15 protein-coding genes are annotated in these 13,274 nt (G+C 52.2%); 10 read left to right on the top strand and 5 right to left on the bottom strand.

What is annotated here, in order from left to right:
- Positions 1–96 precede the first annotated feature (96 nt).
- The 7 genes from ACQ0MK_RS12485 to ACQ0MK_RS12455 all read left to right on the top strand — a co-directional run bounded on the left by ACQ0MK_RS12485 (position 97) and on the right by ACQ0MK_RS12455 (position 8,979).
- On the top strand, positions 97–483 hold the full coding sequence (locus tag ACQ0MK_RS12485) for a response regulator (RefSeq protein WP_008890394.1): 387 nt from the start codon (positions 97–99) through the stop codon (positions 481–483).
- 36 nt (positions 484–519) lie between these two features.
- Positions 520–1,167 (top strand): protein phosphatase CheZ, encoded by a 648-nt coding sequence (locus ACQ0MK_RS12480; RefSeq protein ID WP_430472889.1) that lies wholly within the window; start codon positions 520–522, stop codon positions 1,165–1,167.
- Positions 1,168–1,178: 11 nt separating this feature from the next.
- Complete coding sequence (locus ACQ0MK_RS12475) at positions 1,179–2,033, top strand: hypothetical protein (protein ID WP_430472888.1); 855 nt, start codon at positions 1,179–1,181, stop codon at positions 2,031–2,033.
- Positions 2,033–2,761 carry an OmpA/MotB family protein gene (locus tag ACQ0MK_RS12470; protein ID WP_430472887.1) on the top strand — a complete coding sequence of 243 codons (729 nt, stop codon included), beginning with the start codon at positions 2,033–2,035 and terminating at the stop codon, positions 2,759–2,761. The genes ACQ0MK_RS12475 and ACQ0MK_RS12470 overlap by 1 nt, the downstream gene beginning before the upstream one ends.
- 2 nt (positions 2,762–2,763) lie before the next feature.
- The gene (locus ACQ0MK_RS12465) at positions 2,764–6,246 is read left to right on the top strand and encodes a hypothetical protein (RefSeq protein ID WP_430472886.1); all 3,483 of its coding nucleotides are present in this window, start codon (positions 2,764–2,766) and stop codon (positions 6,244–6,246) included.
- Positions 6,247–6,345: 99 nt separating this feature from the next.
- Complete coding sequence (locus ACQ0MK_RS12460; protein ID WP_430472885.1) at positions 6,346–7,665, top strand: SEL1-like repeat protein; 1,320 nt, start codon at positions 6,346–6,348, stop codon at positions 7,663–7,665.
- Positions 7,666–7,768: 103 nt separating this feature from the next.
- Positions 7,769–8,979 (top strand): IS3 family transposase gene (locus tag ACQ0MK_RS12455; RefSeq protein WP_430472884.1). Its coding sequence is split into 2 segments (ribosomal slippage): positions 7,769–8,108 and positions 8,108–8,979, totalling 1,212 coding nucleotides; the frame shifts between segments, so codons are not numbered across the junction.
- Between the two features lie 76 nt (positions 8,980–9,055).
- On the opposite strand, the gene fliP is transcribed toward ACQ0MK_RS12455, so the two are convergent.
- The 5 genes from fliP to csrA all read right to left on the bottom strand — a co-directional run bounded on the left by fliP (position 9,056) and on the right by csrA (position 11,718).
- A complete protein-coding gene (gene fliP / locus ACQ0MK_RS12450; RefSeq protein ID WP_430472883.1) occupies positions 9,056–9,874 on the bottom strand; it encodes a flagellar type III secretion system pore protein FliP in 819 nt (272 codons plus the stop codon).
- Entirely contained in the window at positions 9,871–10,272 is a 402-nt protein-coding gene (locus tag ACQ0MK_RS12445; RefSeq protein WP_430472882.1) for a FliO/MopB family protein, read from the bottom strand. The genes fliP and ACQ0MK_RS12445 overlap by 4 nt, the downstream gene beginning before the upstream one ends.
- Positions 10,273–10,445: 173 nt before the next feature.
- A complete protein-coding gene (locus ACQ0MK_RS12440; RefSeq protein ID WP_430472881.1) occupies positions 10,446–10,781 on the bottom strand; it encodes a hypothetical protein in 336 nt (111 codons plus the stop codon).
- Complete coding sequence (locus ACQ0MK_RS12435; protein WP_430472880.1) at positions 10,778–11,194, bottom strand: EscU/YscU/HrcU family type III secretion system export apparatus switch protein; 417 nt, start codon at positions 11,192–11,194, stop codon at positions 10,778–10,780. Before ACQ0MK_RS12435 ends, ACQ0MK_RS12440 begins: the two co-directional genes overlap by 4 nt.
- A gap of 245 nt (positions 11,195–11,439) precedes the next feature.
- Positions 11,440–11,718 (bottom strand): carbon storage regulator CsrA, encoded by a 279-nt coding sequence (gene csrA / locus ACQ0MK_RS12430; RefSeq protein WP_430472879.1) that lies wholly within the window; start codon positions 11,716–11,718, stop codon positions 11,440–11,442.
- A 145-nt stretch (positions 11,719–11,863) separates the two neighbouring features.
- On the opposite strand from csrA, the gene ACQ0MK_RS12425 reads away from it, so the two are divergent.
- Genes ACQ0MK_RS12425 through fliE form a run of 3 tightly spaced genes read left to right on the top strand, consistent with a single transcriptional unit; the run spans position 11,864 to position 13,201 of the window.
- A complete protein-coding gene (locus tag ACQ0MK_RS12425) occupies positions 11,864–12,403 on the top strand; it encodes a flagellar basal body protein (RefSeq protein ID WP_430472878.1) in 540 nt (179 codons plus the stop codon).
- Between the two features lie 22 nt (positions 12,404–12,425).
- Entirely contained in the window at positions 12,426–12,833 is a 408-nt protein-coding gene (gene flgC, locus ACQ0MK_RS12420) for a flagellar basal body rod protein FlgC (protein ID WP_350043323.1), read from the top strand.
- A gap of 44 nt (positions 12,834–12,877) precedes the next feature.
- Positions 12,878–13,201, top strand: a complete 324-nt coding sequence (gene fliE, locus ACQ0MK_RS12415; RefSeq protein WP_350043322.1) for a flagellar hook-basal body complex protein FliE — start codon at positions 12,878–12,880, stop codon at positions 13,199–13,201.
- The last annotated feature ends 73 nt before the right edge of the window (positions 13,202–13,274 follow it).

Below are 13,274 nucleotides of genomic sequence, written 5' to 3'. Positions count from 1 at the left end.
ATATTAAATATGTACATCACGATTATTAGGGGCCTTGCGACTATACATGCGAATGTGTGGCAAGGGTGAGAGATCAGATAGCTGATGGAGTTGTGAATGGCCGTCGATCCGAATATGCCGATCCTGATTGTAGATGATTACAAAACAATGTTGCGTATCATCCGTAACCTTTTACGGCAGCTCAACTTTACGAATATCGAAGAAGCGACTGATGGTAGCATGGCGCTTCGTAAGCTCCGTGAAGCTCCTTTCAGTCTTGTGATTTCCGATTGGAATATGGAGCCGATGACCGGTCTTCAGCTTCTTAAGGAAGTCCGTGCAGATGCCAAATTGAAGGATATGCCCTTCATCATGATTACGGCAGAAGCCAAAACCGAAAACGTCGTCATGGCTAAAAAAGCCGGTGTATCGAATTACATCGTCAAGCCGTTCAACGCCGAGACGTTGAAGGGTAAAATGAAGACTGTTATTGGTGATTTCTGATCAGGAGCGCGGGACATTTGTCCCGCGATACCGCCTATGTCCAAAGCGAAAGCGTCCAAGGACGACCTCCGGCAGCTATTAAATGATCTTCGGGCACGTCTTGATGGCGATGATCTGAAGATTGAACAACTGTCTGAGCTGATGGATCAGCTGTCACGCTTTATGGGTGATAAGCCGTCCGATGATCAGCAACGCCTGTTTGGCGAACTAGACGAGCTTTCGGGCATTATTCGCAAGATGAAGTCCGAAATTGCGTCGCTTCGTCCCGACGATATCAAGGCTGAATACATTCCCAATGCGACCGACGAGTTGGACGCAATTGTGGATGCAACAGCCGGCGCTACCCATGAGATCCTTGATGCCATGGATGCTTTGGAAGAATTCGCATCAACATTGCCGCCCGAACAGGCGGAAATAGTGACCGGTGCGACGATGCGGGTTTATGAAGCCTGTAACTTCCAGGATATTACCGGACAGCGCACAACCAAAGTTATCAAGGCGTTGAAATCCATCGAAGAACGCGTTGAGGGACTTGTGGCTGCCTTTGGTGAAGAAATTGCCAAATACGCCGCTGCAAATCCCAAGAAGAAAAAAGAAGCCGAAGGCGAAGAGGCGCTGCTCAATGGGCCGCAACTTGAAGGCAAAGGCGTATCGCAGGCTGACATCGACGCGATGTTTAATTAAGTGGCGTTGATATGGCGGAGATAGAAGACGACGGACCAACACCACCATCTCCCCCGTCAAACGGGGCGGTGGCGTTGTTTCTCGCACTTTATCTTTTGCTTCTTGCGTTCTTTATTCTGCTTAATACCATTTCGACCTTTGAAGAGGTCAAAACACGCGAAGTGCAGGAAAGCCTTTCCTCGGCATTTGCATCCATCCTTCCCCCGACGACCAGTTTGCAAACAGTGACCTCCATCGAGGGGCCTGTGGTTGCAGCTGAAGACATGCAGGAAAAGCTCGGCCATCTGTTTGACACCGCCATTAAAGTGGTGCGTGTCCAAGTGATCCAGCCGGGCAAGCTGATGGAAATCATCATGCATGTGGAACAACTTTTTGATCCCAATTCCATTCTGATCCGCGAACGTCAGGCCGACTTCATGCAGCAACTGGCAGAAGTGCTGGCCGATGAAGAAGGCTATGCGTCCTATGAGATGGAAATGGTCATGGGGAGTGAGATCGGGGCAAAGGGTTCCATCGAGATTGAAAACAATCTGCAGATCGCCCGCGCAGGGTCTTTTGCGCGCGAATTGATTGATGTTGGTGCCCCCGAAGACCGTCTCTATGTCGGGATCGATCCCGGTGCAGATCCGTTTATTGTGACCTTCCGGTTCTTTTGGAATTATGGTCCGAAAGAACCACCAGAGCCGATCGAAAAAACAACGGCACCTGCCGATGGTACGGCACCGACACCAGCACAAGGCGGTGTTAATGGACCGGCACCGGCGCAGTTGATCCCGCAAAGAATGACAATTCCTTTGCCAGGGGCTGGTCAACCTGCTGTCAATCAACCTATTCCGCTTGGGCCGCAAGCCGGGGGAGGTAGCTAATGGCTGAAGAAGAATTCAAAAAGGATGATGGCCCGACCGGACCGCCGGTCTGGATGCTGAGCCTTGCCGATCTGATTTCGCTGTTGCTGACATTCTTCGTGATGTTGTTTGCCATGTCCAAGGTCAAGATTGACCGTTGGGATGAAGTTGTTGATTCGCTATCTCAAAGCATCAAGCCGGCACCGAAGGAAGAAAACGACGAACCAATGGCCAGCCTGAATATTCCGCGTGTTTATCGCAAACCGGCGATGAATCTGGATTATCTCAGTGCGGTGATTGACGATGCAATTGATGATAATCAGGTTTTAGGGGATGCGCGCATGTCGCGCGACGCCGATAAGCTGGTGATATCATTGCCGGGCGATATTTTGTTTGTTGCCGGCAGTTCCGAGATGACAGCACAGGCGCAGCAGGCCTTGTTTGTGCTTGGCGGGGTACTGCGAAATATTGGTAACCGCATTGGTGTGCAAGGTCATACGGATCCGCGCCCGCTTAGCGGTCGTGGCAAATATGCATCGAACTGGGAGCTTTCTTTGGCCCGTGCCGGTGCTGTTGCCAACGAATTAAAAAAATCAGGTTACACAGATTACATAAATATTTACGGATTTGCTGCATCAAGATACGACCAGCTTCCTAAGTTGCTAGATGAGGATGCGCGTTTTTCAATGGCGCGCCGGGTCGATATTGTTATCGAACCTCATGGGGGAAGCGGGATCGGAGGCACGTAGGTATGGCGAAACTTGCCGTGCGCGTCCTGCTGGCGGTTGTTATTGCGACCACCACGGCAATTTTTTTGCCTTCCAGCGGAATGCGTCCAGCAATGGCCCAGGTAGCGGATCCCGTGATTATCCGCTCGGGCTTGCATAACGGCTATGGACGAATTGTTCTGCAATGGAGCAAGCCGGTCAATTATAACGCCGAGATTGTCGGCGATCAGCTTGTTGTGCGTTTTGATCAGCCTTTGGTGGCGTCTTTGCGTGGGGTCCTTACCCCGGTTTCCCAATATGTTTCTGATGGCTTCTTTGATCCAGACGGGCAGACGATTGCCTTTGTCCTGAATGATGACTACGAAGTGCGCGCCTTTAATGTTGGCAGCAACGTGGTGCTTGATATTCTTGATAAACCACAAGCAGCCCCCGTTGCGCCAACACCGTCTCCTGCGCCTGCGGTTGATCAGGCAAACCAGTCTCCCCAAATCACACCTGCACCAACCACGCCGGTTGAAACCGTTGCGACCGAAAATCCTGCAGGGGATGTCGCAACGTTAGATGTGCGGGTTGGCCGTCATCCAACATTCTATCGATTGGTCTTTGATTGGCCTAACCGTACAGATTATACCCTTGAGGGTGAAACAGGATCGCAGACCGTTGCGTTTGAGGCACCCGCGCAGATAGATGCGGCCGGAATTTCACGACGTCTGCCCGAAGGTGTCCGTATCCGGCAAAGTGGCACGCAACCGCTTGATGTTGTCGTTGAAACCACACCGGCACGGCCGCTTCGCCATTTCCGGTCCGGGAATATGGTTGTGGTAGATATCATGGGGGCGCAACGCGCTCCTGCGACCTCAGGTGCGGATAGTCGTCCAACGACGGCACCAAGCAGTCAAACCGCGTCAAATGATGTCTCAGCGCCAGCAACGCCAAGTGCGCCGCCTGCACCTACACCCGCAACGGCGGGCAACACCGTTGCGGAAGAAAACACAACTGACGCAAACCTTGATCCAAATTCACCCGAAGCAATGGCACAGGCGGCTGCACAGGCCGAGAACACCGCGTCTGAAGGTGGGGCAACGGCCCCGGCAGAACGCGTTAATATCGGGGACCTTCCGGTAACCGTTGATCAGACTGCGACCGAACTTTCCCTTGGTTTTGCATTTGGGCAACCGGGTGGGGCCGCAATCTGGTCGCGTGCCGGGTTCCTGTGGGCGGCCTTTGATGTTCGGGCGACGCTGGATCTGGAAACTGTGCGGCAGGAAGCCGCGCAGATCATCGGGGTGATTGAACAGATTGACAGCCCGTATGCCACGGTGTTGCGCATGACGGTTCCCGACGGTGTCGGTTTATACACAACTGGCACCGGGGATGGCGACTGGCGGGTGACGTTCCAGCAAGGTGTCATGCAGCCGGTTGAAAAACTTGGCCCCTCGATCGAGCTTGATGACCAAACACGTGCGCGCCTGATTGTGCCGCTTGAAGATGTCGGACCGATCATTCCGGTAGATGACCCGGAAGTTGGTGACACGTTGCGCGTGGTGACAACCACACAATCAGGTTATGGCATCGAAGTCGCGCTGCGCTATCCGGAATTTGAAGTTCTGCCATCTGTTCAGGGTGTTGTCGTTGCCCCGATGAATGAAAGTGTTCAGGTTGCCGACCGCGACGATGGTCAGGCCGTGATCGTTACGGCCGCCGACGGCCTTAATATTTCACCAGAAGGCGCGCGTCTTCTGGCGTCCGCGACAGGGGTTCGGGCAAGTACGGGTGATGGCCGTGAAGGATTGATCTTTGAACTTGATGACTGGCGTATGGGCGGACTTGATAATTTCAACAAGGCAATCCGCAAGTTGCGGGGTAAGGTTGCGGAAAGCGGCGATGAACACCGCAACAAGGCCCGCCTTGGCCTTGCCCAGTATTATCTGGCCAACGGACTGGGACCAGAAGCAGATGCTGTCGTCTCGGCGATGGAAGACGATGATCCGCTGATTGCGCAAAAGCTTCAATTCCGTGCGCTTAAAGCAGCCGTCAAGTTTCTGGATCGCGACTACGCAGAAGCCGAACGTTTGCTTGAAGACGAACGTCTGCAGGCCATTCCGGAAATGAAGCTTTGGCGGGCGGTAACATTGGCAGCGCGCGGGCGCCCGAATGAGGGGGCGCGTGATTTGCTGGAAAGCGTTCATATCCTTGATTTCTATCCGCCCGAACTGATCAGCCGCATTGGGCCGCTCGCAACCGAGCAAGCCTTGATTGTAGGCAACCCCGAAGCGGGTATGGATTTGATCGAAAAGATGCTGGTTACCAGCGGCTTGAGTGAATCCAAGATCATGGATATCCAGTACCTCAAAGGCATCTTTGAAGAAGAAGCTGGCGAGCTGGAGCAAGCAGTTGCAACCTGGGATCAGGTCGCAGAAGGCGATAACCGCAAAGCCCGTGCACATGCGATCTTTGATCGGACGGAACTTTTGATGCGCCTGCAGCGCCTGACCGTCGAAGACGCGATTGAACAGCTTCAGAAATTGCGGTTTGCATGGCGTGGCGATGCCTTTGAAATGGCTTTGCTGAAACGGATTGGCGAGTTACAGATCGAGAACAAAGAATTCCGCGAAGGTCTAAACACCTTGCGACAGGCGGCGATCTTCTTCCCGAACAAGCCGGTGGCAACCGAAGCAACCGACATGATGCATAAAACGTTCGAGAACCTGTATCTCGGCGATGACATCAACAGTATTTCAGCGATTAAGGCTGTCGCACTGTATGACGAATTCCGCGAACTGACCCCCGCAGGCGAGAAGGGCGATGAACTGATCCGCCGCCTTGCCGATCGCATGGTCAGTGTCGAGCTGTTTGAACGTGCCGAAGACCTTCTGGAACATCAGGTCAACTTCCGCCTTGCTGGTGTGGAAAAGGCCCGCGTTGGTGCGCGGCTTGGGTTGGTTTATCTGCTTGATGGCAAACCCGAAGAAACCATTCGGGTGATTGATGAAACCGAAGAACCGGGATTGTCTGAAGAACTTGCAACCCAGCGGCGTCAGTTGCGCGCGCGTGCGTTGCTTGATGTTGATCGCGGGGCCGAAGCCATTTCATCGCTTGATGGTGATCTTTCACGCAATGCGGAACTTTTGCGTGTCGATTACTATCGCGAAGACCGCGACTATTTGGCCGCGGCTGAAACCTTCCAGCGTCTGGTCGGCGAAGACCCGGTAGATGAAAGCGAAGGTATTTCAGACGAGCGCGGGCGGTATCTTCTGAACTGGGCGGTCAACCTTGCAATGGCGGGGCAGGAAAGGACGCTTAACATGCTTAAGCGCCGTTATGGCCAAGGGATGTCGCAAACGCCGTATGCCCAGGCATTTAGCCTGATTACATCGTCGCCAACGCAAGGGTTGATAGACTATCGAACCCTTGCAGACAAAGTAGATGAAGTCGAAAACTTCCAAGGCTTCCTCGCGACCTATCGCGATCAGTTGGAAAAATCTCAGCTTAGTGCTATAAATTAACCTTCGATAAATTTGTCGTGGTGTCGATTTCGCTGGAAAAGCGCGAGTTGTGCCCAATTTGTGTTGGTTTAAGAACGTGTTGGCGAGTGTAGTGCTGTGATGGATCGTGCACTTAAAATGGTCTATTACGATGAGGCGAATGTCGAAAAAGACATTTTCGCGCAGCTTTCGCTTGCCCAAAAGCATTTCCAGGGCGAAGGAATGCCACGTGACGAGGCCGCAACACGACGTATTCTTGACCAGATTCACCGCCAAAGCCGCGCATTTGCTGCAGTTTGCTATGGTTACATGCGCAGCAAGGGACTCGGCGTTTCCGAAGATCTTGGCGAAGGCCAGCAATGGTACCGTGAAGCCGCCTATTGGTTCCACGATGAAGCATCTTCTGGCGGTTCTGTTTCGGCAAATAATCTTGGATATCTTTATGCCAAGGGGCTTGGTGTTCAGGAAAACGCCCAGACCGCAGCGCACTGGTTTGAAGAAGCCGTCGAATTTGGTTCTGTCGCAGCCCTTTATAACCTTGGCGTTTGCTATTTGAACGGCTGGGGTGTGCCGCAAGATGATGAGAAGGCGATTGAGTATTTCGAGCGCGCAAGTGCGCTAAATGATCCGTCTGCTGCAAGTGTTCTTGCCTATCTTTATCTTGAAGGTCGCGGTGTTGATCGTGATCCGTCCAAATCATTCGAATACAACATGCGTGCCGCCCGCGCAGGCAGCATCGAAGCCGCCGCAGCCCTTGGCTATGCGCTTGGTGTGGGCTTGGGCGCGGAACGTAATATTGCCGAAAGCATCAGTTGGTTTGAACTCGCCGCGAGCGAGGGGGATGCATATGCCCAAGCCAACCTCGCAATGTATTTCAGCCATTCATCCGATCTGAAACTGTTTAACCGCGGTTGGACGATGCTGACCCATGCCTGTGATCAGGGCGATGCATCTGCCAAATATCAGATGACCCAAATCCTGATTTTCGGTGTGCCCCACCGTGAACCCGATTATGCCAGTGCCCTTGATTTGGCGATGGATCTGGCCGAGCTTGGTCATCCGGGCGGTTATCACCTGATCGGGGTGATGTATGAACATGGTCTTGGTGTGCCTGTTGATATGCTGCGCGCTGCAACCTGGTACGAGCGCGCTGCGCGCAAAGGTTCCGCCAATGGGCAAGCCGCCCTTGGCCGCCTTTATGCGATTGGCAGTGGCGTCGATCAGAACAACATTCTTGCCTATTACTGGCTGCGGATGTCTGCCCCGACCGAAGGCAGTCAGGCCCAGCGTGAAATGGGGGCTATCCATGCCCGCATGAACGATAAAGAACGTCAGGAAGCCGAAAAATACGTTTCCGAGAATCCCGGTCCGCGCCGTGGCAGTTTTGGCCTCAAGCCGCTTGAACAGGGTGTTCTCAACGTTGGGCAGCGCCGGACGTAAGGTTTTCGTATCACTAAATGAAAAAGCCGCCAGCATATGCTTGGCGGCTTTTTTTTTATGTCTGTCTCGTCCTGAAATACGTTGTCACCTATAGGAGATGACAATGTCGATGTCAGGCATAGAGCGCCGTAAGCGCACACAACGTGATTACAATATGGGCTTTAAGCTGGCTGTTGTAGAACAGGTCGAAAAGGGCGAAATGACCTACAAGCAGGCACAGATGCGGTATGGCATACAGGGCCGTAGTACTGTCCTGAAGTGGTTGCGCAAACATGGTAAGCTTGACTGGTCGACAACGAGGCACAAAGCCATGTCCCCATTGAAAGAAACGCCTGAACAGAAGATCAAGCGCCTTGAAAGGGAGCTTGAAGACGAACGGATCCGCGTCATGGTGATGGATGGCATGATCACCATCATGGATGAGGAATATGGAGCGGGTCTGCGAAAAAAGTACTTATCCGAACTGCGAGAACATTACAGGCGCAAGGGCAAGTCAGTCTGAGCCGGACCTGTCGATGTTTTGGTCTTTCAAGGCAGTCGGTTTACCAGTTGTTGCAACGCCGTTGCCGACGACAGGAACAGCTCGCACCACTTTATGATTGCGTCATGCGCTTGCGCCAGCATATGCCCCGGATTGGCGCACGTAAACTCTATCATTTGCTGCAGGATGACTTGCGTCGTCTTGGCATCAAGATGGGGCGTGACCGTTTGTTTGACTGGCTCAGAGAGCATCGTCTTCTGGTACAGCCACGAAAGAATTACACCAAAACCACCCACAGCAAACACTGGATGAGAAAGCATCCGAACCTGTTGGCAGGGCACAAGCCAAGCCGCCCTGAGCAAGTGTTTGTCAGCGACATCACCTATATCGAGAGTGATGAAGGTGTGCATTATCTGTCACTGGTGACAGACGCCTTCTCGCGCAAGATCATGGGGCATGTGCTGAGCCACAGCATGGCCGCTTCTGAGGTTGTCGGAGCCTTGAAGCAAGCAATCAAAAACCGGATCACCAAAGAGCCGCTGATCCACCATTCTGATCGGGGGCTCCAATATTGTTCAGGCTGTTATCAGGAGGTGTTGAGAAAACATCAAATTACACCGTCAATGACCGATGGCTATGATTGTTATCAGAATGCCTTGGCCGAGCGCATGAACGGTATTCTCAAACAGGAGTTCCTCTTACACCGGTGCAAAACTTTCGAGGATCTCCGTAAACTGGTCAAAGAGGCCGTTGATACTTACAATACCATCCGACCGCACATCTCTCTGGAAATGCAAACTCCAGAAAATGTGCATCAAAAAGCCAGCGGATGATCATCCGCTGGCTCAAGTAAAACCGTCAACGTATTTTAGGACGGCACAGTCTGATCTGGATGGGGCTATGTACTCGCTAACGCCCGAAACTTTCGACAAGCGATCCGGCAATCAGATACCAGCCATCCACCATCACAAAGAAAATCAGTTTGAATGGCAGGGAAATAATGACCGGCGGCAACATCATCATACCCATCGACATCAGGATACTGGCAACCACCATGTCAATGATCAGGAACGGAATAAACAGCAAGAAGCCGATTTCAAACGCACGGCGTAACTCGCTGATCATAAAGGCCGGGATCAGGGACCGCAGGGGAATACTGTCGGGTGTGGTGACTTCAACGCCAGCCAAATTGACGAACAATTGAAGGTCGCGTTCGCGGACTTGGGTCATCATGAAATCATGTACGGGTCTTACTGAACGCTCGAACCCTTCGAACTCATCAATATTGCCATTGATCATAGGCTCTAGGCCTTCGTCCCAAACGCGTTCAAGCGTCGGCATCATGATGAACAATGTCAGAAACATCGCCAGACTGACCAATACCTGGTTTGGCGGCGATTGCTGGATGCCAAGGGCCGTACGCAGCAAGCTTAAAACAACAATGATACGGGTAAAGGAGGTCACCATCATAAGGATCGCTGGTGCGATGCTTAAGACCGTAATCACGCCGATCAACTGGATCATCCGCCCGGATGACGTCACGCCCGGACCATCACCAAGATCAAAGTTAAATGACTGGGCCTGTACCGTGTCGCCACCTGCGATGATGGCTATCAACGGGAACAATGACCAAATCGCACAGGATGTTAACCAGCGCGGCGCACGCCACCCGGCTTTGACCGGTTTTTCATCGCGGGAAGCTTGGGATTGGCTCTCAAGGCGGCTCATGCAGGGTTTTTCCTGTCGTTGATTTCCAAGCGCGCGCCGATGGTGGACGCTGTGCTGTCTTTGCCCATTGGGTCTGTTGTTGGGTTTTCCGGCTCATTGGAAAGTGTGCCGCTATCAAGCAAGTCTGAAAAATGCGTGCCGATATTGCGTTCAATCACGGTGTCGCCTTGCGGGCCAAGGATGACAAGATGTTCGGTATCATCACGTTTGAGCAAGACCAGCCGTCTTTTGGTATCAACAGGAATGACTTCAACCACGGACAAACGGCGTTTGGTGCCCCGGCGGTTGATGTTGCGTGCGCCGGGAATAAAGCGCCGCGCGATCAAGGCGAAAATGCCAATGATCCCCAATACAAAGATCAGGGCGGCAACAAACCGGTAATAGGCACTTAGTTCCATCAGGTAGGGTTCTCCGTGAACAACCTGCGACGAATGTCAACTAATCGGTCGTCATCGTTTTTTGTATGCCATCGGCATTTCTGTTTACCGCGCTACAGACCCGCAGGCAAGCTGGCATCCAAAACGCAATCATTGGCGAATTCTTTAAAATCAGCCCGTTCGTCGTATCATGCCTATTTGGTGCGGGCAGCCTGCGCATAGGCATTGGTTGCCTGTGTGGTGTTGCTGATGCCGCGCAATTGGCGCTGAATATCGGAATGTTCTTGCTGCATATTGGTTTCGAACTGGCCAAGTTCTTCGGTCAATGCTGCCAAAAGCGGGGCGACTTCACGACGTTGTTCTGCTCCCATGGCGCGGGCTTGATTACACAGATCGGCAATACGCGTTTCAAGGGCAGAAAGTTCGACAACCTTGCCGTCATCAAGATATCGTTGACCGGTTCTGATCAGGGACAGAACACGTTTAAGATCTTTCTTGAACTGATCGGGCTTGAATTGTTCAGGGCTCATGATTGGCCTTCCGCGTTTCGATCAACTGTTGTTGCTGCCGTGACCTGATCTGTTGGGTCAGTGTGGCTGCGTGATGGACCGCCGTAAATACGGTTGATCCGGTATATATAGTTCAAAATTTCAGCAACGGCGGCAAAAGCTTCAAGCGGGATTTCGCTTTCAACATCTACAGCCATCAGAATTTCTGTCAGATCGGTGTCCTTGCGGACCCGTATTCCGTTGGCAAAAGCGACCTGCAAGATCTGTTCCGCGACACTGCCTTCGCCCTTTGCGCTAAGTGTTGGGGCATTGTCCCGGCCATGCGCATACCGAAGTGCAACCGCTTTTTGGTCACGGCTGGCCGGTGCGGCAAGATTTTCCGTCCTGCTGACCGGTGTATCGGTGATATCATAAGTGGGCTTTTTCCCGCTCATACGGCCCTTCAATTCAGGACGTTTGTACCTGCCTAGCTTAACTTAGCGTCGAGCATAGAACAAAGATGGTCAACAAATCGTTGTCGACATTGACCAGTTCGAGGTCGCGTAAATCAAACAGGAAAAGAATAGGGCGAGAGCCAGATGGGGGTCAATGTCCCGGCTACCTGCCTGGATGATGACGGTGCCTGTTGTCAGACATATGTTTGCGGACGCAGCGGCGTTGCCGACTTCGTCCTGATTAATCAGTCGTTACCGGCATTCTCGCCAGTATCTGATTCCGTTTCGGTGGCGTCCTTGGCCGGACTGGCGGTACTCCCGAGATGGCGAATAATATCTTCGCTGACAGCAGCAGAACGGTTTTCTTCCTGAATGCGGTCATAGAGTTCGCGCCGAAGAACCTGAACATCTTCGGGGAAAGTGAAGCCAAGTTTTACGGTCTTGCCACGGACCTCAACGACGGTGACTTCGATATTGTCGTCAATGACAACGGAGTCGCCAACTTTTCGTGTGAGATAGAGCATGCAGTGTCCCGGTTTCGATAGATGGCAAATATAATTTACCAGATCGATCACAATATGCCCGCTTTCAAACGCGGGGTCTAGTACCCGCGATGAATTGTGTGAAATGTGTGGAAAAGCAAAGTTCTTTCCGCCTTTGGCACGCTTCATGCATTTCTGTTTGGCAGGATTAAACGACACGGCAAAATCAACCGTTCGGGCAATCCCGGTCCCACAGGGGCGTGACGTTAACTTCGGCTTTACCCGCGCAATCAATACTCAAGAAAGCGCAGACAAGGAGCAGGCAATGGATATCGGCAAACTCGGCATGTTCGCCAATCTCAAAGAAAAGATGGACTGGCTGACACAGCGCCAGGAAGTCATTGCGCAGAATATTGCCAACTCCGATACGCCAAATTACCGTGCCAGTGATCTCAAAGAATTCGATCCCAAGAATATCGGCCGCGACCGCCAGTTCATCCTTGCGATGCAGGCGACCACGCCGGGCCATAGTCAGGGTATCAACAAACCACAGAACTTTAAGGACGAAGAAGTGCGCAAAAACTACGAAGTAGCGCCGGGCAAAAATGCCGTCATCCTTGAAGAACAGATGGTCAAGATGAATGAAAATCAGGTCGATTATCAGACCATGACCCGTCTTTATGCCAAGCAGAAATCAATGTTCATTTCTGCCCTTGGCCGCGTATAACCGATAGTAGAGAGTTAAGATCATGGAACTTTACAAGGCTTTCAAAATCTCTGCTGCTGGTATGCGTGCTCAGGGTACGCGTCTTCGTATTGCCGCAGAAAACGTTGCTAACGCAGACAGCCTTCCGACCGCACCGGGGCAGGAGCCCTATCGTCGTAAGCTTCTGACATTCAAGAATGTCATGGACCGCGAAATTGGTGCTGAGATGGTCAAGGTCAATAAGGTGATGCCTGATCGTTCGGATTTTGGTATGAAATACGAACCAAGCCATCCAGCCGCCAACGATCAGGGCTATGTTCAGACCCCGAATGTTGAAACACTGGTTGAAATGATGGATATGCGCGAAGCACAGCGTTCCTATGAGGCGAACCTCAATGTGATACAGTCTTCGCGTAGTATGTTGCTTAAGACCCTTGATATTCTGCAGTAAGAAGTCGATATCAAAGGGATGAACACGTTTAAGGAATAAAACCGATGGTCGGCTTTAATGATGCTGTTTCTGCCTACCGCAATGCGGCTGCAGGCAAAACAAATACCGTCGCAGAAACTGTGACTGGTACAGGCACGGCTGTGAACCCGGGGGAAAGTTTTGCCGATATGGTGCGTGGCGCGGCACATGATGCCCGCGACACGATGGCAACCAGTGAAATGATGACCCAAAAGGCCATTGCCGGTGATGCAGAACTTCACGAAGTCGTCACGGCGGTTTCTGCTGCTGAAGTGACCTTGCGGACGGTGGTTTCAGTTCGTGACAAGGCTGTTGAAGCCTATCAGAGCATTCTGAACATGCCGGTCTGATCTTTGTGATTGAAACCATCTGACAAAGCCGTACGTGTTCGTGCGGCTTTTTTGGTTTTAAGAGCCACAGGAA

Source organism: Thalassospira lucentensis, from assembly GCF_050516545.1.
Taxonomy (GTDB): domain Bacteria; phylum Pseudomonadota; class Alphaproteobacteria; order Rhodospirillales; family Thalassospiraceae; genus Thalassospira; species Thalassospira lucentensis_C.
Note: the sequence above shows the minus strand (reverse complement) of the source record. Positions and strands in the feature narration are given on the sequence as shown.

What these genes read in the sequence shown, in the direction of transcription:
- ACQ0MK_RS12470 (WP_430472887.1), top strand. Translation starts at nt 2,033, where the DNA reads ATGGCTGAAGAAGAATTCAAAAAGGATGATGGCCCGACCGGACCGCCG.
- ACQ0MK_RS12435 (WP_430472880.1), bottom strand. Translation starts at nt 11,194, where the DNA reads ATGAGCGGGAAAAAGCCCACTTATGATATCACCGATACACCGGTCAGC.
- ACQ0MK_RS12445 (WP_430472882.1), bottom strand. Translation starts at nt 10,272, where the DNA reads ATGGAACTAAGTGCCTATTACCGGTTTGTTGCCGCCCTGATCTTTGTA.
- fliP (WP_430472883.1), bottom strand. Translation starts at nt 9,874, where the DNA reads ATGAGCCGCCTTGAGAGCCAATCCCAAGCTTCCCGCGATGAAAAACCG.
- ACQ0MK_RS12480 (WP_430472889.1), top strand. Translation starts at nt 520, where the DNA reads ATGTCCAAAGCGAAAGCGTCCAAGGACGACCTCCGGCAGCTATTAAAT.
- ACQ0MK_RS12425 (WP_430472878.1), top strand. Translation starts at nt 11,864, where the DNA reads ATGCATTTCTGTTTGGCAGGATTAAACGACACGGCAAAATCAACCGTT.
- ACQ0MK_RS12465 (WP_430472886.1), top strand. Translation starts at nt 2,764, where the DNA reads ATGGCGAAACTTGCCGTGCGCGTCCTGCTGGCGGTTGTTATTGCGACC.
- flgC (WP_350043323.1), top strand. Translation starts at nt 12,426, where the DNA reads ATGGAACTTTACAAGGCTTTCAAAATCTCTGCTGCTGGTATGCGTGCT.
- ACQ0MK_RS12485 (WP_008890394.1), top strand. Translation starts at nt 97, where the DNA reads ATGGCCGTCGATCCGAATATGCCGATCCTGATTGTAGATGATTACAAA.
- ACQ0MK_RS12440 (WP_430472881.1), bottom strand. Translation starts at nt 10,781, where the DNA reads ATGAGCCCTGAACAATTCAAGCCCGATCAGTTCAAGAAAGATCTTAAA.
- fliE (WP_350043322.1), top strand. Translation starts at nt 12,878, where the DNA reads ATGGTCGGCTTTAATGATGCTGTTTCTGCCTACCGCAATGCGGCTGCA.
- ACQ0MK_RS12460 (WP_430472885.1), top strand. Translation starts at nt 6,346, where the DNA reads ATGGATCGTGCACTTAAAATGGTCTATTACGATGAGGCGAATGTCGAA.
- ACQ0MK_RS12475 (WP_430472888.1), top strand. Translation starts at nt 1,179, where the DNA reads ATGGCGGAGATAGAAGACGACGGACCAACACCACCATCTCCCCCGTCA.
- csrA (WP_430472879.1), bottom strand. Translation starts at nt 11,718, where the DNA reads ATGCTCTATCTCACACGAAAAGTTGGCGACTCCGTTGTCATTGACGAC.